Below are 21258 nucleotides of genomic sequence, written 5' to 3' on the forward strand. Positions count from 1 at the left end.
GCCTGAATCAGGTCAATAAGAAATGCCCTCCAGGCTCGGGCCTGGAGGGCATTTTTCATTGAGCGCGCCTGAGGCGTCCGATCAGCGCTGGCTGTTCAGCATCGATGCCTTGAACGACAGCACATGCGTCTTCGCTGCTTCGGCCGCCGCATCGGCGTCGTGCCGCTCCAGCGTGGCGACGATGGTGCGGTGCTCTTCGATCACCTCGGCGAGGTGCCCCTCGGCGGCCAGTGAGATCGCCCAGAAGCGCTGCGAGCGCGCGTGCAGCACGCTCAGGATGTCCTGCAGCATCGCGTTGCGCGCCGCCGCCGCGATCTTTTCGTGGAAGAGGCGGTCCAGGTTCATCACCGACATCGCATCGCGCCGCTGTGCCGCCGCTTCGAATTGCTCGGCGATGGCCTGCAGCTCGGCCAGCTCGGCCTCGGTGATGGCCGCTGCGGCCAGGCGCATGCACAGCACCTCGTTCACCAGCCGGACCTCGATCAGCTCCAGCGCGTCATTGATCGACAGCGGCGAAGCCATCGCGCCCTTGCGCGGAATGATGCGGACCAGGCCCTCGGCCGACAGGCGGTGCAGCGCCTGGTTGACCGGCGTGCGGCCCACGCCCAGCCGCTCCATCACCTGGGCGGTGTTGAGGTACTCCCCGGGCTTGTAGGCCAGGGTCACCAGGGCTTCCTTCAGGCGCAGATAGGCCGTTTCGTTGAGGGAGATGGCTGCTTCGGGCCGCCGGACGGGGGCTTTGCGGGCGGGCGTGGCTGCGTTCATCGGGGCGGGAGGGTCATGGTGGAGTTCCCCGATGGTACCTGCGGGAAATCCCTTTGAAGTTTCTGTGGACTCACTGTAATATCGTTGTGAAATTTCACTGAAACTTCAATCGAGCTGCCACCCATGAAACTGTCTTTCGAACTTCCCGAGGGAAGTGCCCCCTCCACGCTGGACTTCGAGGCCAAGCACCTCGTGATCGCCGGCTGGACCGGGCGCGACACCGCCGCCATCGAGCACCACATCGAGGAACTCGCCGAGCTCGGCGTGCCCGCGCCCAGCACCGTGCCGCTGTTCTACCGGGTGGCCATCCAGCAGCTGAGCCAGGCCGATGTCGTGCAGGTGGTGGGGGCCGACACCTCGGGCGAGGTCGAGCCGCTGCTGTTCCTGCATGGGGGCGAGTTCTTCGTCTCGATCGGCTCGGACCACACCGACCGCGCGCTGGAAGCGCACAGCGTGGCGCTGTCCAAGCAGATCTGCGTGAAGCCCGTGGCGCGCAGCGCCTGGCGGCTGGCCGACGTGCAGGAGCGCTGGGACACGCTGGTGCTGCGTTCGTGGATCGAGGAGGGCGGTGAATGGCGCCTCTACCAGGAAGGCACGCTGGCCGCGCTGCGTCCGCCGGCCGATCTGCTGGCGCGCTGCGCCGCGGCCGACGGCGAACCGACCGACGGCTTCGCGATGACCTGCGGCACGGTCGGCGCCATCGGCGGCATCCGCCCGGCCGCGCGCTTTCGCATGGAGCTGGTGGACGAACACACGAGCCGTCGCATCGCGCACGAGTACCGCGCGGTCTCGCTGCCGATCGTCGCCTGACGCACGAGGACCGCACATGCCCGCCGCGATCTCCCTCGAAGCCGCCCGCGCCGACCTGGCCGCAGGCCGCACCACTTCCGCCGCGCTGACCGCCTCGGCGCTGCAACGCATCGCCGATCCCGCCGGCGAAGGCACGCGCACCTTCACCCGCGTGCTGGCAGACCGCGCCCAGCACCTGGCGCGCGCCTCCGACAGCCTGCGCGAAGCCGGCGTCGTGCGTTCGCCGCTCGAAGGCCTGCCGGTCTCGGTCAAGGACCTGTTCGACGTGGCCGGCGAAACGACGACTGCCGGCTCCGTCGTGCTGCGCGATGCGCCACCCGCCGCGCACGACGCCGAGGCCGTGCGGCGCCTGCTGGCGGCCGGCGCGGTGCTTGTGGGCAAGACGAACATGACCGAGTTCGCCTACTCGGGCCTGGGCCTCAACCCGCACTACGGGACGCCGGCCAATCCGTGGCAGCGCGGCGAGCGACGCATTCCCGGTGGCTCGTCCTCGGGCGCGGCCGTAGCGGTGGCCGATGGCATGTGCGTCGCAAGCGTTGGCAGCGACACGGGCGGCTCGGCGCGCATTCCGGCGGCGCTGTGCGGCATCACCGGCTTCAAGCCGACGGCGCGCCGCATGCCCGGCACCGGGCTCGTGCCGCTGTCGCACAGCCTCGATGCGGTCGGCGTGATGGCGCTCGACGTGGCCGGTTGCGCGGCGATGGATGCGGTGCTCTCCGGCGTGTCCGAGGCGCCCCGCACGCAGCGCCTGCGTCAGGCGCGCTTCGCGGTGCCGAGCACCTTGGTGCAGGACGGCATGGACACGCACGTCGCCGCAACCTTCCAACGTGCGCTGCAACGCCTCTCGGCCGTCGGCGCGCAGCTGGTCGAGCTGGCGGTGCCCGAGTTCGACGAACTCGCGGCCATCAACGCCGCAGGCGGCTTCAGCGCCGCCGAGTCATGGGCGTGGCATGCCGAGCTGATCGAACGCAGCGGCAGCGGCTACGACCCGCGCGTGATCAGCCGCATCCTGCGTGGCAAGGACTTCACGGCGCGGGCCTACCTCGCGCTGCAGGCGCAGCGGGCCGACTGGCAACGCCGCGTGGCGATGCGCCTGGGCGAGTTCGACGGCTGGCTCATGCCGACCGTGCCGCTGGTGGCGCCGCACATCGAGGCCCTCGAAGCCGACGAGGCGCAGTACGTCGCCGTCAACGCCGCGATGCTGCGCAACCCCTCCATCGTCAACTTCATGGACGGCTGCGCCATCTCCTTGCCCTGCCACGCGGCCGGCGAAGCGCCCGTGGGCCTGAGCCTTGCTGGCCTGCCGATGCGTGACGCCGCGCTGCTCGCGTGGGCCGCCGACATCGAACACACCCTGCGCGCCACCGCCGATTGACCCGTCTGCCCACCCTCAAGAAACTCCGGAGAACCTCATGACCCAGCGCTTCCGTTTCCCGCTCGCCTCGTTCGCGTGCCTTGCCGCCGGCCTCGCGTGCATCGTCCCCGTCGCCCACGCGCAGGAGGCCTACCCCTCCAAGCCGATCCGCATGGTCGTGCCGTTCCCGCCGGGCGGCAGCATCGACATGACGGCGCGCCTGGTCGGCCAGAAGCTCTCGACGGCCCTGGGCCAGCCCGTGCTGGTGGACAACCGTCCCGGCGCCAGCGGCAACATCGGCATGGACTACGTCGCCAAGGCCCCGAAGGACGGCTACACCTTGCTGATGGTGCACACCGGCCTGGCCTCCAACGGGCACATGTTCGCGAAGCTGCCCTACGACCCGATCAAGGACTTGGCGCCCGTGATCCGCGTGGCCGACCAGCCCAACGTGCTCATCATGAATCCCAAGTGGACGTTCAAGAACGTCGGCGAACTGGTGGCCTATGCCAAGGCCAACCCCGGCAAGCTCAGTGTCGGCACCTCGGGCGTGGGCGGCCCGCAGGACGTGGCCGCGCGCCGCTTCATGCAGATGACCGGCACCGATCTGCTCAACGTGGCCTACAAGGGCGGGGCGCCCGCGCTGTCCGACCTGGTCGGCGGCCAGATCGACATGATGTTCGAGACCTCGCCGACCGCCGTGCCCTACGCCAAGAGCGGCAAGCTGAAGGCGCTGGCGGTCACGGGCGACAAGCGCGTGTCGACCTTGCCCGACGTGCCGACGGTGGCCGAGTCCGGTGTGCCGGGCTACCGCTTCATGGGCTGGGTCGGCCTGGTGGCGCCGGCCGGAACGCCCGCGCCGGTCATCGCCAAGCTCAATGAGCAGGTGCAGGCGCTGCTCAAGAACGCCGACACGCAGAAGCAGTTCACCGACCTCAGCCTGGAAGTCATCGGCGGCTCGACGGCGGACTTCACAAGTTTCGTGCGCAAGGAGTCGAACGACTACGCCCGCTTCGTCAAAGACTTCAACATCACGCCGCAATGAAAAAAGCCCCGCGACTGCGGGGCTTTTTACTGGGCGATGGCTTGAGGCTTACTCGACCTTGGCCTTCGCGCGCAGGTCTTCCTGGTACTTCTGCAGGCGCTGCTGTTGCAGCTGCTGCGTGATCTGCGGCTTCACTTCTTCCAGCTTCGGCAGTTGGGCCTGGCGGATGTCGTCGACGCGGATGATGTGGTAGCCGAACTGGGTCTTGACCGGAGCAGGGGTGGTCTCGCCCTTCTTGAGCTTGATCATCGCTTCCGAGAACTCGGGCACGAAGCTGGCGGGGTTGGCCCAGTCGAGGTCGCCACCGTTGGCGCCCGAACCCGGGTCCTTGCTCTGCTTCTTGGCGATGTCTTCGAACTTGGCGCCCTTCTTCAGGTCGGCCATGATCTTCTTGGCCTGGTCTTCGGTCTCGACCAGGATGTGGCGGGCCTTGAATTCCTTGCCGCCGTTGGCCGCCACGAACTTGTCGTACTCGGCCTTCACGTCGGCGTCGGACACCGCGTTGGTCTTGCGGTAGTTCTCGAACAGCGCGCGGATCAGGATGGCCTGGCGGGCGAGTTCGAGCTGGTTCTTGTAGTCCTCGGTGGCGTCCAGGCCTTGCTTTTGCGCTTCCTGCATGAACACTTCGCGCGCCACGATTTCCTCGCGCAGCTGGCTTTGCATCTCGGGCGTCACCGGGCGGCCGGCTGCCGCCAGCTGCTGGGCCAGGACGTCCATGCGGGCCTTGGGCACCGGCTTGCCGTTGACGATGGCTGCGTTCTGCGCCAGGGCCGACAGGGGGAGTGCACCGATCAGCGCTGCGGCCGCAACGGCCTGCAAGATGTGTTTTTTCATGAAATGAATATCAGGCTGGAGAGGAAATGCGCGTGTAGGAAAAGGCGCGGGAAAGAAAGCAGGAATCAGGAGAAAAGAAGGAGAGGGTGGGCGGCCGCGGCGAACGCGGCAAGCAACCGATTGGACGACTCAGAGCACCTCGATGGCGATGGCGTGCAGACCCTGTGCGATAAAAACTTGGAGGGCATCATACACAAGCCGATGCCGCGCCACGCGGGGCTTTCCGTCAAACAGCGGGGAGGCGATGCGCACCCGGAAATGGGTGCCGTAGCCCTCGGCATTGGCGCCCGCATGGCCCGCGTGGGCGGCGCTTTCGTCGATCACTTCGAGCTGCGTGGGCGAAAGCGATGCGCGCAGCGCCGCCTCGAGCGCGGCCACGGTGGGCAGGGGGAAGGTGGTGGCGTCGGTCATGCGGTCGGCTTGTCTTCCTTGAGGTGCGGCGCGATGTACAGGCCCTGCGCCACCAGGAAGACGATCGGGAACACGTAGCCCCAGAGCTTGAAGTTGACCCAGGCCTCGGTCGTGAAGTACGCCGCCACGTAGCCGTTGATGAGCGCCATGAAGAGGCAATAGCCGATCCACGCCACATTGAGCCGACCCCAGATGCGCTCGGGCAGCTCAAGCTGTGCGCCCAGCAGCATCTTCAGGAAGTTCTTCTTCAGCGCCCACAGCGCCACCGCCAGCGCTACGGCCATGGCGCCGTACAGCACCGTCGGCTTCCACTTGATGAAGCGGTCGTCGTGCAGCACCAGCGTGAGCGTGCCGAACAGCAGGATCAGCACCAGCGTGGCCTTCTGCATCGCCTGCAGCTTGCGTTCCATGGCGTAGATGACGGCCATCTGCACCACGGTGGCGGCCATCAGCACGCCGGTGGCGGTGTAGATGTCGGCGAACTTGTAGGCGCCGAAGAACAGCAGGATCGGAAAGAAGTCGAGGAGCAGTTTCATTTCTTCTTCTGGAAGTCGAGCGACGCCGAGTTCATGCAGTAGCGCAGGCCGGTTTCGGTGGGGCCGTCGGGGAACACGTGGCCCAGGTGGGCGCCGCAATTGGCGCACACGTTCTCGGTGCGCACCATGCCGTGCGAACGGTCGACGATGTTGCGGATGGCGCCGGGCACCGCTTCTTCGGAGAAGCTGGGCCAGCCGCAGCCGGCGTCGAACTTGGTGGCCGCTTCGAACAGCTTGGCGCCGCAGCAGATGCAGTGGTAAGTGCCGTCGTCCCAGTGGGCTTCGTACTTGCCGGTGAAGGGGCGTTCGGTGGCGGCGTGGCGCGTCACCTCGAAGGCGGCGGGTTCGGCGCCCTTTTCAGCGAGCAGGGCTTTCCATTCGGCGTCGGTTTTCTGTACGGGCGTGGTCATGAGGAGCAGCTGATTTCGATCGTGGAGGCCCAGTCGGGCGGGAAGCCGGCGTAGTCGTCGGCACCGGGGTGTTCTTCACATGGGGTTTGGAGCAGCGTCAGCAAGGTTGCCACACCCGCGTGGTCCTTTTGCTGACTGGCTTCGATGGCCTGCTGGCCCAGGTGGTTCCGCAGCACGAACTTGGGGTTCGACTGCAGCATCAATTTTGCCGCTTCGGCGCGCTGCGATTGTGCATGGCGCTCCGAAAAAGAGAGCATCCAGGTATCGAAGCCGGCCCGGTCGAGGAACAGGTCGCGCACCGGCTCGACGTTGCCGTCGGCCATGTGGTTCGACAGGCGGCGCCAGAAGATGGTGTGGTCGACCTTTTCGGCGGCCATCAGCTTGAGCACGCCCTCGATCAGCGCGCGGTCGCCCTCGGCGGGCGTGGCCAGGCCCAGCTTCGCGCGCATGCGGTCTTCGAAGGCGTTGGGGAACACGGTCTTGTACGACTCCAGCGCGGCCACGGCGATTTCCTGGTCGCCGATCAGCGGCAGCAGCGCCTGCGCCAGGCAGAACAGGTTCCAGTAGGCGACGTTGGGCTGCTGGTTGAAGGCATAGCGGCCCTGGGTGTCGCTGTGGTTGCAAATGTGGCGCGGGTCGAAGCCGTCGAGGAACTGGAACGGCCCGTAGTCGATGGTGAGCCCGAGGATGCTCATGTTGTCGGTGTTCATCACCCCGTGGCAGAAGCCCACGGCCTGCCACTGGGCGAGCAGGGCGGCGGTGCGTTCGCTCACGGCCTCGAGGAAGGCGGCGTAGGCATTGCCGTTGAAGCGCGCGGTGGCGCGGCATTCGGGGTAATAGCGGTCGATGACGTAGTCGGCCAGTGCGCGCAGCTCGTCTTCGCGCTGGTTGGCGGCGAAGTGCTCGAAGTGGCCGAAGCGGATGAAGCTCGGCGCCACGCGGGTCACGACGGCGGCGCTTTCCAGCTCTTCGCGGCGCACGCGGGCGTCGGAGCCGGTCACGCACAGCGCGCGCGTGGTCGGAATGCCCAGGCCGTGCATGGCTTCGCTGCACAGGAACTCGCGGATGCTCGAGCGCAGCACGGCGCGGCCGTCGCCGCCGCGCGAGTAGGGCGTGCGGCCCGCGCCCTTGAGCTGCACTTCGAGCCCGCCCTCGGTCTCGCCGAGCAGGATCGCGCGCCCGTCGCCCAGTTGCCCGGCCCAGACGCCGAACTGGTGGCCGCTGTAGACCGTGGCGAAAGGCCGCGTGCCCGCGACCGGCAGGCTGCCGGTGAGGGCGGCGAGCGTCGTGTCCGACTCGCGCCAGCCGGGCGGCAGGCCCAGCTCACGCGCCACGGCGTCGCTGTGGCCGACCCAGTACGGATCGGGCAGCGGCGTGGGGCGCAATTCGGTGAAAAAAGCGGGGCCCAGCGTCGAGAAGCCGGGCTTCCAGCGCAGGCCCAGGTCGGCGACCGGGGTGTCTTCGGCTAACAAGCTCATGCCCGGATTGTCCGGCAGCGCGCGAAACCCCTGGCCGCGGAGGCCATCGGGCGCGTGGGGCGGGCGCCGCTGCTCAGTTCAGCAGCGCGCCGCGCAGCGCCCCGGCGCCGTCGAGCGCGAGGCTGGCGCGGTACTGGGCCGGCGGCAGGCCGAACCAACGCTTGCAGGCGCGAAAGAAGTTGCTGACGTCCACGAAGCCCAGCCGGTCGGCCACATCCGCGAGCGTGTGGCGCTGTTCGGCCAGGTACTGCTTGGCGAGTTCGCGGCGGGTGCGGTCGAGCAGCGCCTGGAACGACACCGACTCCTCCTGCAGGCGGCGTTGCAGCGTGCGGTCGGCCAGCCCCAGGCCCGAGGCCACGTCCTGGCGGCGCGGCTCGCCGTGCTGCAACCGGCGCGCGATCTCGGCGCACACCAGGCTGGCGGTGGTGGTCTGGCCCAGCAGGTTGAGCTGGTCGTCGAGCAGGTGCTCCTGCATCTCGCCCAGCGCCGGGTGGTGGGTGGGCAGCGGCATGGTCATGTCGGCCGACGACAGCAGCACGCGGTTGGCGGGCGCGTTGAAGCGGATCTCGCAGCCGAAGGCCTCGCGGTGCAGCCGGTCGTTGGCCGGCGGCGGGTAGACGAACTCCATGGCCAGCGGCTGCAGCTCGCGCCGCGTGAGCCACTGGCACTGCATGAGCACGGTCAGCAGGGCGTACTCGACGCGCTGGCGCGGAATCGGCAGGCTGCCGCCGGTGTGCTCCATGACCATCCAGCAGCCGCGTGCGTCGGACTGCAGCGAGAAGGCGGTGGCGTCGGAGATCACGGCCATGTAGCGCGTGAGCCGCGTGAGCGCCGCGCCCAGGGTGGGGCTGCAGGCCATGGCGTGGCCCACGGTGCCCAGCTTGCTGTGCGTGGCGGCCAGGTCGCGGTCCAAGCCCAGCGTTGGGCGCCCGGCGTGCGCCACGGCCACCTGCCACAGCACGGAGATCTCGTCGACCGGGATGCGCGCGTTCTGGCGGTGCAGCGAGTCGGGGTCGAAGCCGGCATCGCGCAGCAGCGTGGGCACGTTCAGCCCCTCGGCCTCGAACATCGACAGCACCCCCTCCAGCCATGCGGCCGAGCTGGTGCGCAGCTCCGGCTGCGGACATCCGGGGCGGCGCGACGGCCGGCGCGAATGGCGCGGCAGGGAGGCTTCTGAAGTCATTCGATTGGCTCGCTTGCGATAGCGGTGAAAACGGGGCCGGTTCCTAGAATTTTTCCAGTGCACGGCGGCCCGGAGTATGGGTGCCGCGCGCCGAGCCAGGAATTCCGATTAACCCGGTGTGGAGACAAAACATGAAGACAACGACAACAGCACAAGACCAGGGTGCGGCAGGACAGACGGCGATGGCGCGCGCCATCGCCACCGTGGCCACGCTGGCCGCTGCGGCGGCGCTTGCAGCCTGCGGTGGCGGTTCGTCCGGGGCGACCGCCTTTCCCGTGTTGCCGCCTGCACCGGCTCCGGCACCCGCGCCCGCTCCGGCACCCGCCGCCGACGGCCCGATGGTGCGCCAGACCACGGCCGGCAAGGTCGAGGGCACGGACGAGAGCGCCAGGAACGGCACCTGGTCCTGGAAGGGTGTTCCGTTCGCCCAGCCGCCGGTCGGCGCGCTGCGCTGGCGCGCACCGGTCGAGCCCGAAGCCTGGACCGGCATCCGCCCGGCCAAGGCCTTCGGCAACGCCTGCCTGCAGATCGGCCGGATCTTCAGCCCCGGCACCAGCAACACCTACGACGCCACCATCGGCACCAACCTGGGCAAGCCGGTGGGCAGCGAAGACTGCCTGTTCGTCAACATCTGGCGTCCGGCCACCACCGAGAAGAACCTGCCGGTGCTGCTGTTCATCCATGGCGGCAGCAACATTTCGGGTTACACGGCCGATCCGCTGTACGACGGCGCGGCGCTGGCCAAGGCCACCAACGCGGTGGTCATCACTGCCAGCTACCGCCTGGGCATCCTGGGCTTCTTGAACATGCCGCAGCTGCGGCCGGGCGGCAGTGCGGGCGACGACTCGGGCAACTTCGCGCTGCTGGACAACATGGCGGCGCTGCGCTTCATTCAAGGCAATGTCGCCAACTTCGGCGGCGACCCGGGCAACGTCACCCTGTCGGGCGAGTCGGCCGGCGCGACCAACCTTCTGTCGGTGATGACTTCGCCGATGGCCAAGGGCCTGTTCCACAAGGCCTTCGAGATGAGCGGCGGCATTTCGCTCAAGACCAATCTGCCGCCCGGGACGCTGCCGACGCTGCAGCCGGCTTCGGCCTCGCTGACGCAGGGCCAGACGATCCTCGAAAAGCTGCTGGTCGCCGACGGCACCGTGGCCGATGAAGCGGCGGCCAAGGTGTACATCGGCACGCGCTCGCCGGCGCAGATCGCCGAGTACCTGCGTGCGCAAGAGGGTGGGGCGCTGCTGACCAAGGTCACGGCAGCCGGGCAGGGCAACGTGGCGCCGATTCCCGATGGCACGGTGTTGCCGGCGGACCCGATCGCTGCCATCGCAGCCGACAAGTACGTCAAGGTGCCCATGCTCGCGGGCAACACGCGCGACGAAGGCAAGCTCTTTGCGTCGCTGCTGGGATCGCTGGGCATCCCGGGCCTGAAGGCGGGCTGGATCGTCAAGGACGACGCGCGCTTCTCGATGATGTTCAACTTCAACCCCGATGCTGCGCCCACGCTCACGGTGGACCACATCATCGACCCGTTCTACCTCCCGGTAGACAAGGCCGGCACCGGCTACAACGCGGCCACCGCGCTCATCACGAAGGGGCTGTTCGAGGCCAACCGCGACAACCTGCTCAACACCATGAAGACGCGCCAGTCGAACATCTGGCACTACCGTCTCGACTGGTCGCAGGAGGCCGCGCCGTGGAACGACGTGTACGGCGCATCGCACGCCTTCGACCTGCCGTTCGTGTTCGGCAACTTCGAGGGTTCGCTGCTGAGCAACGTGATGGGCGGCAAGGCCAACGAGAAGGGGCGCGTGGCGCTGTCGAAGGCCGTCATGGCCAGCGTCGGGGCCTTCATGCGCAACGGCGACCCGAACACGCCCGAGCTCGGTGCCACCTGGGGAACGTGGCCCTCGCAGTTGCTGCTCGACGCCACGCCCACCGCCACGAAGATCACCGCGGCGCCCTGATCAAAGGGATCGCCGTCCTGCCCCGAGACGCGCCTGGGCAACGCATGCCATCCACCAGAACGATCACAGAGACAACACCATGAGGATTTCCATGCACCCCCGCCGATGGCGCCTTGCCACGTCGCTGCTTGCCATCGCGGCGGGCCTTGCGGCCTGCGGTGGCGGTTCGTCGGGCGGCAGCGGGTTCAGCTTCTTTCCGCCCGTCGCCGAAACGCCACCCGCGCAGCCGCCGGTCGCGCCCGAGACGGGCCCGGTCCGCAAGTGGGGCTACATCACGCTGCCCGACGGCAACCGGATGCGCTACTCGCTGCTGCTGCCCAGCGGAGGCAACGCCACCTATCCGCTGCTGGTCGAGTACGACGGCTACAGCTCGGGCTCGGCCCCGAACATCGGCCAGCGCTGGCTGGCCGAGGGCTATGCGGTGATGGGCCTGAACGTGCCGGGCACTGGCTGCTCGACGGGCGAAGACCAGGTCTTCGACGCCAGCACCGGCGCGGCCGGTGCCTTCGCCCTCGAATGGGCCGGCAAGCAGCCGTGGTCGAACGGCAAGATCGGCATGATCGGCTACTCGTACTCGGGCTACAACCAGCTGTGGGTGGCCGCGCACCGGCCCAAGGGCCTGTTGGCGATCACGCCCAGCAAGAACGTGACCGATCCGTACCGCGACGTGGGCTACCCGGGCGGCATCAAGAACGTCGGCTTTCCCGCGCAGTGGTGGGGCGGCTTCCCGGCCACCTGGAACCGCGCGGCCGCGCTGGCCGCCAAGCTCGACGGCGACACGGAGTGCGCCAAGACCGTGGCCGACAACATCGAGAAGCTCAAGCGCCCCGATCTCGACCTGACCAAGTGGCTCGAGAACCCGTACGCCGACGGCCTCTACGTGAAGCGCAGCGCGTTCTACGAGACCGGCAAGATCGACATTCCCGCACTGGGCACCCAGTCGTGGCAGGACGAGCAGATCGGCCCGCGCTCGGGCTACTACGAAGACACCATGGCGCCCGAAAAGATGTGGCTCGTCAGCTCCAACGGCGACCACCACACCAACGTCACCTCCGACTACATCGACGGTACGCTGAAGCGCTTTCTGGCCCATTTCGTGAAGGGCGAGGACAACGGTTTCGAGAAGGAGCCGCGCGTGCGCCTGCTGCAGGAAATGCAGCAGACCGACCAGAAGGCGATCAACGGCGCCGCCAAGCTGAAGCAGACGGCCGTGGCCGAGTTCGACCGCCTGCCGGTCAAGGTCAAGCCGATGCGCCTGTGGATGCAGCCGGGCGGCGGGCTCGCCGATGCCAAGCCGACCGCTGGCGCGGCCTCGTCCGACTACCGGTATCCGGTGAAAAGCCCGGTGGTGAACAACCCGGCCGCCGAAGGCTGGCAGGCCGTGGCCGATGCGGAAAAGGACGGCCAGCTCACCTTCACCACCGCCGCGTTGCCCGAGGACCTGAGCTTCTACGGGGAAGGCTCGGCCGACCTGTACCTGAGCGCCACCGCCGACAGCACCGACCTGCAGGTCACGGTGTCGGAAGTGCGCCCCGACGGCAAGGAGATGTTCGTGCAGCGCGGCTGGCTGCGCGCCTCCAAGCGGGCGCTCGACGCCAGCCGCTCCACCGAGCTGCGCCCCTTCGGCGACTTCACCCAACCCAAGGAAGCACCGCTGCAGTCCGGCCAGCCCAACCTGGTGCGCATCGAGATCCAGAAGTTCGCCCATGTCTTTCGCGCCGGCTCCAGCATCCGCGTGACGGTGGACTCGCCGTCGCAGACCGGCTTCTGGCTGTTCGGCAACGACACGAGGCCTTCGGCCAACACGTTGTGGCACCAGGGCGCGAACGCGTCGAGCATCGTGCTGGGCTACGTCGCCTACCCGCATGCGGCCGCGCTGCCCGAGTGCGGCAAGACGCTGCGCCAGCCGTGCCGCACCAACGTGGTGACGGTGCCTGCGGGCACCGGTCCGAAGGCGCCCACTTGAGCCGCTTCGTTCAATCATGCAGTGCGGGTTTGTGTCATTGTGCAAGTGGCCGAAGCTTGCGTGAATCTCTCGTTCGCAACGCTTTTTGAAGTCATTTCACATAGGAGTCCGTAGATGCTGGGTTTGATGCAAGACCAACCGCTTTTGATCTCGTCGCTGATCGAGTTCGTCGAGCGCCACAACGGCGACGGCGAGATCGTCTCGCGCCGTGTCGAGGGCGATATCCACCGTTGCACCTGGAGCGACATCGCATCGCGCGCCAGGCAGGTGGCCAATGCGCTGGATGGCGAGCAGCTGCTGTTCAGCGACCGCATCGCCACCCTGGCCTGGAACGGCTACCGCCACCTGGAGCTGTACTACGGCGTGAGCGGCAGCGGCCGCGTGCTGCACACCATCAACCCGCGCCTGCACCCCGACCAGATCGCGTGGATCGCCAACCATGCCGAAGACCAGATCCTGTGCTTCGACCTGAGCTTCCTGCCGCTGGTGCAGGCGGTGCATGCGCGTTGTCCCACGATCCGGAAATGGGTTGCACTGTGTGACGCCGACAAGCTGCCGGCCGACAGCGGCGTGCCCAACCTCGTGAGCTACGAGGCCTGGATCGGCACGCAGTCCACCACCTACGATTGGCCCACCTTCGACGAGAACTCGGCCTCGAGCATGTGCTACACGAGCGGCACCACGGGCAACCCGAAGGCCGCGCTGTACAGCCACCGCTCGACCATGCTGCATGCCTACGCCGCCGCGCTGCCCGACGTCATGCGCATCTCGGCGCAAGACTCGGTGCTGCCGGTGGTGCCGATGTTCCACGTCAACGCCTGGGGCATTCCGTACTCGGCCGCGCTGGTGGGCTGCAAGCTGGTGTTCCCGGGTCCGTCGCTGGACGGCAAGTCGGTGTACGAACTCATCGAGTCCGAAGGCGTGACCTTCGCGGCCGGCGTGCCCACCGTGTGGCAGATGATGCTGGGCCACATGCAGACCAATGGCCTGAAGTTCAGCAAGCTGAACCGCACCGTCATCGGCGGCTCGGCCTGCCCGCCGGCCATGATCACGGCGTTCCAGGAGAACTACAACGTCGAGGTGCTGCATGCCTGGGGCATGACCGAGATGAGCCCGCTGGGCACGCTGTGCACGCTGAAGAACAAGCACCTGTCGCTGCCCGCCGACGCGCAGCTGCAGATCCGCATGAAGCAGGGCCGCGCCATCTTCGGCGTCGACATGAAGATCGTCGACGGCAACGGCGACGAGCTGCCCTGGGACGGCAAGGCCTACGGCGACCTGTTGGTCAAGGGCCCCTGGGTCGTCAAGGAGTACTACAAGGGCGAGGGCGGCAACCCGCTGGTGGCCGACGCCGCGGGCCGCGGCTGGTTCCCCACCGGCGACGTGGCCACCATCGACGCCGAGGGCTACCTGCAGATCACCGACCGCAGCAAGGACGTGATCAAGTCCGGCGGCGAGTGGATCAGCTCCATCGACATCGAGAACATCGCCGTCGCGCACCCGGCCATCGCCATGGCGGCCTGCATCGGCGTGTTCCACCCCAAGTGGGACGAGCGCCCGATCATCGCGGTCGTGAAGAAGCCCGGTGCCGAAGTCACCCGCGAGGAGCTGCTGAAGTTCTACGAGGGCAAGACCGCCAAGTGGCAGATCCCCGACGACGTGGTGTTCGTGGAGGCCATTCCGATCGGCGCCACCGGCAAGATCCTCAAGACCAAGCTTCGCGAACTGCTCAAGGACTACAAGCTGCCGGGCCTCTGAAGCACGGTCAAAGCCCACCCGCACTGTCGCGCACGCGATAGGAAGGCCGCCCCGGCGGCTTTCCTTCCGGGCATTCCCTGTGCGGCGAAGAAAAGGGCGCTTGTACGCTGGCGTCCCGCCTTTCAACCAGGAGACTCTTCATGCACTTCGGTATCAAGTCAGTGGCCGCCTGCGCCATGTTGGTGAGTGTTTCAGCGTCGTTCGCCCAGAAGGGCGAAACCGTCAAGATCGCCTGGCTGGACCCGCTGTCGGGTCTGATGGCGGCCGTGGGCACCAACCAGCTCAAGACGACCCAGTACCTGGCTGACGAGTTCAACAAGAAGAATGCGTCGGGCGTGAAGTTCGAGATCATCGCGATCGACAACAAGCTGAGCCCGCAGGAGACCACCGCGGCGCTGCGCTCGGCGCAGGACCAGGGCGCGCGCTACATCACCCAGGGCAACGGCTCGGGCCCGGCGCTCGCGATCATCGACGCCGTCGAGAAGAACAATGCGCGCAATCCCGGCAAGGAACTGCTGTACCTGAACTATGCGGCGGTCGATCCTGACCTGACCAACAGCAAGTGCAGCTACTGGCACTTCCGCCTCGATGCCGACACCTCCATGAAGATGGAAGCGCTGACCACCTGGATGAAGGACCAGGCCGACATCAAGAAGGTCTACATCCTGGGCCAGAACTACTCCCACGGCCAGCAGGTGTCCAAGTTCGCCAAGGACAACCTCAAGACCAAGCGCCCCGACATCCAGATCGTGGGCGACGACCTGCACCCGCTCGCGCAGGTGCGCGATTTCTCGCCCTACATCGCCAAGATCAAGGCCTCGGGCGCCGACACGGTCATCACCGGCAACTGGGGCTCCGACCTCTCGCTGCTCATCAAGGCGGCGAACGACTCGGGGCTGGACGTCAAGTTCCTCACCTACTACGCACCGGGCGCCGGCACGCCCACGGCCATGGGCGCCACCTCGGCAGGCAAGGTCTACACCGTGGCCTATGCCCACTACAACATGGGCGGCGAAATCCAGCGGCTGCTGACCGGCTACAAGAAGAAGATGAACGACGACCTGACGCAGTCCTCGATCTATCACACCTTCGCCTTGCTCGATGCCGCATTCGTGCAGACCAAGTCGACGGACCCCGTCAAGGTGGCCGCGGCGCTCGAGGGCATGAAGATCAAGAGCTTCAACGGCGAGGTCGAGATGCGCAAGGCCGACCACCAGTTGCAGCAGGGGCTGTACATCTCGCGCTGGGAGAAGGCCAGCGCCAAGTACCCCTACGACGCCGAGAACACCGGCTACACCAACGTCCCCGTGAAGTATTACGAGTCGTATGTGGCGAGCACGCCCACGACCTGCCAGATGAAGCGCCCCTAGGCGTCTTTGTGAACGCATTTCCTACCCATCGGTAGAAGATACCTACCGCCGGGTAGCAAAAGAAGGAAATGCACTGTCGCCTGCGCGATAGATACGTGCCTTTGCAGCCCCTTCCTTACGGGCATTCCCTGAGGGGTGGGGTGGCAAAGACTTGTACGCTTGTGCAGCGTTTTTGATATCGGTTTGACCAGGAGATATAGATTGAAGTTCGCTCTGAAGATCGCTACCGCCGCCGTGCTCGCGGCAACTGCCGCCGGTGCATTTGCCCAGAAGGGTGAGACCGTCAAGATCGCGTGGCTGGACCCGCTGTCGGGCCTGATGGCGGCCGTCGGTACCAACCAGCTCAAGACCTTCCAGTTCCTGGCCGAAGAATTCAACAAGAAGAACGTGGCCGGCGTGAAGTTCGAGGTCATCGGCATCGACAACAAGCTCAGCCCGCAGGAAACCACCGCCGCGCTGCGCTCGGCCATGGACCAGGGTGCGCGCTACGTGGTGCAGGGCAACGGCTCCGGCCCGGCGCTGGCCATCATGGACGCGCTCGAGAAGCACAACGCCCGCAACCCGGGCAAGGAAGTCGTGTACTTCAACTACGCGGCCGTCGATCCCGACCTGACCAACAGCAAGTGCAGCTACTGGCACTTCCGCCTGGACGCCGACACCTCCATGAAGATGGAAGCCCTGACCACCTTCATGAAGGACCAGGCCGACATCAAGAAGGTGTACCTGATCAACCAGAACTACTCGCACGGCCAGCAGGTCGCGAAGTACGCCAAGGACAACCTCAAGACCAAGCGCCCCGACGTGCAGATCGTCGGCGACGACCTGCACCCGCTGGCCCAGGTGCGCGACTTCGCGCCCTACATCGCCAAGATCAAGGCCTCGGGCGCCGACACCGTCATCACCGGCAACTGGGGTTCCGACCTGGCGCTGCTCATCAAGTCGGCCAACGACGCAGGCCTGAACGTCAAGTTCTACACCTACTACGCCGTGACCAACGGCACGCCGACCGCCATGGGCGCGGCCTCGGACGGCAAGGTCTACATGGTGGGCTACAGCCACTACAACGCGCCGGGCCCGATCGCGCCGATGATGAACGAGTTCAAGAAGCGCTTCAACGAAGACCTGTACACGACCTCGCCGTACACCGTGTACGCGATGCTCGCCGAAGCTTTCGTGCGCACCAAGTCGACCGACCCCGTCAAGGTGGCGGCCGCCATGGAAGGCATGAAGTTCAAGAGCTTCAACGGTGACGTCGAGATGCGCAAGTCCGACCACCAGCTGCAGCAGGGCCTGTGGATCACGCGCTGGCAGAAGGCCGACGCGAAGAGCCCGTACAGCCCGGAGAACACCGGCTACACGCTGGCACCGGTCAAGTACTACGAGCCCTACGTCTCGAGCACGCCCACCTCGTGCCAGATGAAGCGACCCGGCGGCGCCTCCTGATCGCCTGCTGATCGCCCCCTGACCGGTCGAGGCCCGACTTCAACACTCGGGCCTCTTTCTTTTTCAACCGACACGGAAGACCGATGAACGTCGAATTCTTCGTCATCTCACTGCTCAACGGCGTCAGCTACGGCCTGCTGTTGTTCATGCTGAGCTCTGGCCTTACGCTGATCTTCAGCATGATGGGTGTGCTCAACTTTGCACACGCCAGCTTCTACATGCTGGGCGCCTATTTCGCCTACACCCTGTCAGGCATCGTCGGCTTCTGGCCCGCGCTCTTTCTCTCGCCGCTGCTGGTGGGGGCACTGGGTGCGGCCTTCGAACGCTACAGCCTGCGCCGGGTCCACAAGTTCGGCCACGTGCCCGAGCTGCTGGTGACCTTCGGTCTTTCGTACCTCATCCTCGAGCTGGTCCAGCTGGTCTGGGGCCGCTCCACGGTGCCCTACGGCCTGCCCGAGGCGCTGCAGGGGCCGCTGTTCTCGCTGTACGGCACGCAGTTCCCCAAGTCGCGCTCGTTCATCATGCTGGTGGCGATGCTCATGCTGGTGTCCGTGTGGCTGCTGCTCACGCGCACGCGCATCGGCCTCGTGATCCAGGCGGCGCTGAAGCACCCCGACATGGTCGAGGCGCTGGGCCACAACGTGCCGCGCGTGTTCATGCTGGTGTTCGGCGGCGGCGCTGCGCTGGCCGGCCTGGCGGGCGTGATCGGCGGCAACACCTATGTCACGGAGCCGGCCATGGCCGGCTCGGTCGGCACCATCATCTTCGTGGTGGTGGTGGTCGGCGGCATGGGTTCGCTGGCGGGCGCCTTCCTGGCGTCGCTGCTGATCGGCATCATCCAGACCTTCGCCGTTGCGCTGGACCACTCGCTGGCCACCGCGCTGCAGGCCCTGGGCGTTGCCGTGACCGACCAGACCTTCGGCTACGAGCTGCTCAAGCTCACCATCTCGCAGGTCGCACCGATCCTGCCGTACCTGTTCCTCGTGCTGATCCTCATCTTCCGCCCGAAGGGTCTTCTGGGCACCCGGGAGGACTGACACCATGACCACCGCAACCACCACTTCACCGACGACCCCGACGCGGTACTACCGCTTCAAGCCCTGGAACATCGGGCGCTACCTGGTCTGGGCGCTGTTCGCCCTGGTGCTGATCATCTCGCCGATGCTGTTCAAGAGCAGCCTGGCGCTGACGATGCTCTCGCAGATGGGCTACCTGATCATCATCTGCCTGAGCTACAACATCCTGCTGGGGCAGGGCGGCATGCTGAGCTTCGGCCATGCCGTGTACACCGGCCTGGGCTCGTTCATCGCCATCCACGCGATGAACATGGCGACCAAGGGCGGCCCGACCATTCCGCTGGTGCTCATTCCGCTCGTCGGCGGTCTGGCGGGGATGTTCTTCGCCATCCTGCTGGGCTTCGTGACCACCAAGAAGTCGGGCACCACCTTCGCCATGATCACCATGGGCATCGGCGAGCTCGTGGCCTCGATGGCGCTGATGTTCCCCAGCTTCTTCGGCGGCGAGGGTGGCATCACCACCGACCGCGTGTACGGCCCGAGCTTCTTCGGCTTCACCTTCGGCCCGCAGATCCAGGTGTATTACCTGATCGCCGCGTACTGCTTCGTGTGCACCGCCCTGATGTATGCCTTCACGGGCACGCCACTGGGCCGCATGCTGAACGCGGTGCGCGACAACCCGGAGCGCGTGGAGTTCATCGGCTACAACACGCAGCGCGTGCGCTACTTCGCGTTCATCATCGCGGGCTTCTTCGCCGGCATCGGCGGCGGCCTGGCCTCGATCAACTTCGAGATCGTGAACGCGGCCGACAGCCTGAACGCCATCCGCTCGGGCGGCTACCTGCTGTTCACCTTCCTGGGTGGCGCGGTGTTCTTCTTCGGCCCGATCATCGGCGCGGTGCTGCTGGTGTTCGCCTCGATCCTGCTGTCCGAACTGTCGAAGGCCTGGCAGCTGTACTTCGGCCTGGTGTTCGTGTTCATGGTGATGTTCGCCCCCGGCGGCATCGCCAGCCTGGTCATGATGAACCTGCGCGTGGCCAAGTTCGGCAAGTTCAACCGCTTCTGGGGCCTGTATGCCGCGCTCGCCGTGGCCCTGGTGCCGGTGGTGGTCGGCGCTGCCGCGTTGATCGAAATGATCTATCACATCCAGCTCAACGCGGCGATGGGCCCGGACCTGAAGTTCTTCGGCACCATGCTGAACACGGCGGGCGTGACCAGCTGGCTGGGCGCCATCGCGATCCTGGCCGTCGGCCTGGGCCTGCTCGAGGTGGCACGGCGCCGCTTCGTGCGGGTCTGGGGCCAGGCGCAGGAAGAGATCGAAGCAGAAATCAAACGTCGGGAGGCGGCGTAAATGAGCGCGCAATACGCATTGGAACTGAAGGCGCTGCGCAAGAATTTCGGCAAGACCGAAATCATCCGCGGCGTGGACCTGGCGGTGAAGGCCGGCGAACGCATCGCCGTGATCGGGCCGAACGGCGCGGGCAAGTCGACGCTGTTCAACCTGATCAGCGGACGGCTCACGCCCACCAGCGGCGAGGTGCTGCTCAACGGGCAGCGCATCGACGGCAAGAAGCCCTATGAAATCAACCGCCTGGGGCTGTCGCGCAGCTTTCAGATCACCAACATCTTCCCGAAGCTCAGCGTCTTCGAGAACCTGCGCTGCGGCGTGCTGTGGAGCCTGGGCTACAAGTACACCTTCCTGCGCTTTCTCTCGAACCTGGACGACGCCAACGCGCGCACCGAAGAGCTCATCAAGCAGATCGGCCTGGAGCGCAAGCGCGACGTGCATGCGGTGAACCTCACCTATGCCGAGCAGCGCGCGCTCGAGATCGGCGTGACGATTGCCGGCGGCGCTGGCGTGATCCTGCTGGACGAGCCCACGGCCGGCATGAGCAAGACCGAGACCTCGCACTTCATCTCGCTCATCAAGCACGTCACCGTCGGCAAGACGCTGTTGACGGTGGAGCACGACATGGGCGTGGTCTTCGGGCTGGCCGACAAGATCGCCGTGGTGGTCTACGGCGAAGTCATCGCCTTCGACACGCCGGCTGCCGTGCGCGCCAATGCACGCGTGCAGGAGGCGTATCTGGGTTCGTCGGTTGCCGACGCGCAAGGGGCGGGACACTGACATGCTGAAGCTTCACGACATCCACGCCTACTACGGCAAGAGCCATGTGCTGCATGGCGTTTCCTTCGACGTCCGCCCGGGCGAGATCGTGGCCCTGCTGGGTCGCAACGGCTCGGGCCGTTCGACCACCGCCAAGGCCATCATGGGCCTGGTGCATGCCGAGGGCACGCTGCAGTGGAAGGGCGGCGACATCCTGCGTCGCAAGGCCTACGAGATCGCGCACATGGGCATCGGCTACGTGCCCGAGAACCGCGACATCTTCCCCAAGCTCACGGTGCACCAGAACCTGCTGCTGGGGCAGAAGGGCTCGGGCAAGGGCAGCCGCTGGTCGTTCGACGACATGTACGGCATGTTCCCGCGCCTGAAGGAGCGCCAGCACACCGAGGCCGGCGTGCTCTCGGGCGGCGAGCAGCAGATGCTCACGCTGTGCCGCACGCTCATGGGCGACCCCGACCTGATCATCATCGACGAGCCCACCGAAGGCCTCGCGCCCAAGATCGTCGAGCTGGTGGGGCAGTACCTGCGCACGCTGAAGGACAAGGGCATCTCGGTGCTCCTCATCGAGCAGAAGCTCACCATCGCGATGCAGATTTCGGACCGCGCGCTCGTCATGGGCCACGGCAGCATCGTGTTCGACGGGACGCCCGACAGCCTGCGCGCCGACGGCACCACCCGCAGGGAGTGGCTGGAGGTTTAAGCAAACCCCCAGGCTTCGCGCACTTCGTGTCGCGCGCGCCTTCCCCCTTGCAGGGGGCAACACCTGCGGCCCGGCAAAGCCGGT

The 21258-nt window shown here is 66.6% G+C and carries 19 protein-coding genes; 12 read left to right on the top strand and 7 right to left on the bottom strand.

Annotated features, from left to right (window positions below; genetic code table 11):
* Positions 1–81: 81 nt before the first annotated feature.
* Positions 82–765 (bottom strand): GntR family transcriptional regulator, encoded by a 684-nt coding sequence (locus VHAB30_RS10100; RefSeq protein ID WP_159276946.1) that lies wholly within the window; start codon positions 763–765, stop codon positions 82–84.
* Between the two features lie 123 nt (positions 766–888).
* On the opposite strand from VHAB30_RS10100, the gene VHAB30_RS10105 reads away from it, so the two are divergent.
* Genes VHAB30_RS10105 through VHAB30_RS10115 form a run of 3 tightly spaced genes read left to right on the top strand, consistent with a single transcriptional unit; the run spans position 889 to position 3974 of the window.
* Entirely contained in the window at positions 889–1575 is a 687-nt protein-coding gene (locus VHAB30_RS10105; RefSeq protein WP_159276947.1) for a DUF2848 domain-containing protein, read from the top strand.
* Positions 1576–1591: 16 nt separating this feature from the next.
* Positions 1592–2950 (top strand): amidase, encoded by a 1359-nt coding sequence (locus tag VHAB30_RS10110; protein WP_159276948.1) that lies wholly within the window; start codon positions 1592–1594, stop codon positions 2948–2950.
* A 37-nt stretch (positions 2951–2987) separates the two neighbouring features.
* Positions 2988–3974 carry a Bug family tripartite tricarboxylate transporter substrate binding protein gene (locus VHAB30_RS10115; RefSeq protein WP_159276949.1) on the top strand — a complete coding sequence of 329 codons (987 nt, stop codon included), beginning with the start codon at positions 2988–2990 and terminating at the stop codon, positions 3972–3974.
* 48 nt (positions 3975–4022) lie between these two features.
* Here VHAB30_RS10115 and VHAB30_RS10120 read toward each other — a convergent pair whose 3' ends face one another.
* The 6 genes from VHAB30_RS10120 to VHAB30_RS10145 form a co-directional block, all read right to left on the bottom strand.
* Positions 4023–4808 carry a peptidylprolyl isomerase gene (locus VHAB30_RS10120; protein ID WP_062471282.1) on the bottom strand — a complete coding sequence of 262 codons (786 nt, stop codon included), beginning with the start codon at positions 4806–4808 and terminating at the stop codon, positions 4023–4025.
* Positions 4809–4937: 129 nt separating this feature from the next.
* Positions 4938–5219, bottom strand: coding sequence for a BolA family protein (locus VHAB30_RS10125; protein WP_159276950.1), 282 nt, complete (start codon positions 5217–5219; stop codon positions 4938–4940).
* Entirely contained in the window at positions 5216–5755 is a 540-nt protein-coding gene (locus VHAB30_RS10130) for a septation protein A (RefSeq protein WP_062471286.1), read from the bottom strand. The genes VHAB30_RS10125 and VHAB30_RS10130 overlap by 4 nt, the downstream gene beginning before the upstream one ends.
* Positions 5752–6165: a peptide-methionine (R)-S-oxide reductase MsrB gene (gene msrB / locus VHAB30_RS10135; RefSeq protein ID WP_070060682.1), complete on the bottom strand. Its 414-nt coding sequence runs from the start codon at positions 6163–6165 to the stop codon at positions 5752–5754. The genes VHAB30_RS10130 and msrB overlap by 4 nt, the downstream gene beginning before the upstream one ends.
* Complete coding sequence (locus VHAB30_RS10140; RefSeq protein WP_159276951.1) at positions 6162–7643, bottom strand: protein adenylyltransferase SelO; 1482 nt, start codon at positions 7641–7643, stop codon at positions 6162–6164. The genes msrB and VHAB30_RS10140 overlap by 4 nt, the downstream gene beginning before the upstream one ends.
* 73 nt (positions 7644–7716) lie before the next feature.
* The gene (locus VHAB30_RS10145) at positions 7717–8808 is read right to left on the bottom strand and encodes an AraC family transcriptional regulator (RefSeq protein WP_139701692.1); all 1092 of its coding nucleotides are present in this window, start codon (positions 8806–8808) and stop codon (positions 7717–7719) included.
* A gap of 149 nt (positions 8809–8957) precedes the next feature.
* On the opposite strand from VHAB30_RS10145, the gene VHAB30_RS10150 reads away from it, so the two are divergent.
* From VHAB30_RS10150 to VHAB30_RS10190, 9 genes are all read left to right on the top strand, one after another.
* Positions 8958–10796, top strand: coding sequence for a carboxylesterase/lipase family protein (locus VHAB30_RS10150; RefSeq protein ID WP_159276952.1), 1839 nt, complete (start codon positions 8958–8960; stop codon positions 10794–10796).
* Between the two features lie 79 nt (positions 10797–10875).
* On the top strand, positions 10876–12762 hold the full coding sequence (locus VHAB30_RS10155) for a CocE/NonD family hydrolase (RefSeq protein WP_159276953.1): 1887 nt from the start codon (positions 10876–10878) through the stop codon (positions 12760–12762).
* Positions 12763–12876: 114 nt separating this feature from the next.
* Positions 12877–14520: a 3-(methylthio)propionyl-CoA ligase gene (locus VHAB30_RS10160; RefSeq protein ID WP_070060678.1), complete on the top strand. Its 1644-nt coding sequence runs from the start codon at positions 12877–12879 to the stop codon at positions 14518–14520.
* Between the two features lie 140 nt (positions 14521–14660).
* Positions 14661–15890, top strand: a complete 1230-nt coding sequence (locus VHAB30_RS10165; RefSeq protein WP_062471303.1) for a branched-chain amino acid ABC transporter substrate-binding protein — start codon at positions 14661–14663, stop codon at positions 15888–15890.
* Between the two features lie 201 nt (positions 15891–16091).
* Positions 16092–17333, top strand: coding sequence for a branched-chain amino acid ABC transporter substrate-binding protein (locus VHAB30_RS10170; RefSeq protein ID WP_139701582.1), 1242 nt, complete (start codon positions 16092–16094; stop codon positions 17331–17333).
* Positions 17334–17416: 83 nt separating this feature from the next.
* Positions 17417–18370 (top strand): branched-chain amino acid ABC transporter permease, encoded by a 954-nt coding sequence (locus VHAB30_RS10175; RefSeq protein WP_062471309.1) that lies wholly within the window; start codon positions 17417–17419, stop codon positions 18368–18370.
* Positions 18371–18374: 4 nt separating this feature from the next.
* Positions 18375–19700, top strand: a complete 1326-nt coding sequence (locus VHAB30_RS10180; protein WP_062471312.1) for a branched-chain amino acid ABC transporter permease — start codon at positions 18375–18377, stop codon at positions 19698–19700.
* Positions 19701–20477 (top strand): ABC transporter ATP-binding protein, encoded by a 777-nt coding sequence (locus VHAB30_RS10185; protein WP_062471315.1) that lies wholly within the window; start codon positions 19701–19703, stop codon positions 20475–20477.
* A 1-nt stretch (position 20478) separates the two neighbouring features.
* Positions 20479–21174, top strand: coding sequence for an ABC transporter ATP-binding protein (locus VHAB30_RS10190; protein WP_062471318.1), 696 nt, complete (start codon positions 20479–20481; stop codon positions 21172–21174).
* Positions 21175–21258 lie beyond the last annotated feature (84 nt).

Origin of the sequence: Variovorax boronicumulans (assembly GCF_009811375.1) — a bacterium.
GTDB lineage: Bacteria > Pseudomonadota > Gammaproteobacteria > Burkholderiales > Burkholderiaceae_C > Variovorax > Variovorax boronicumulans.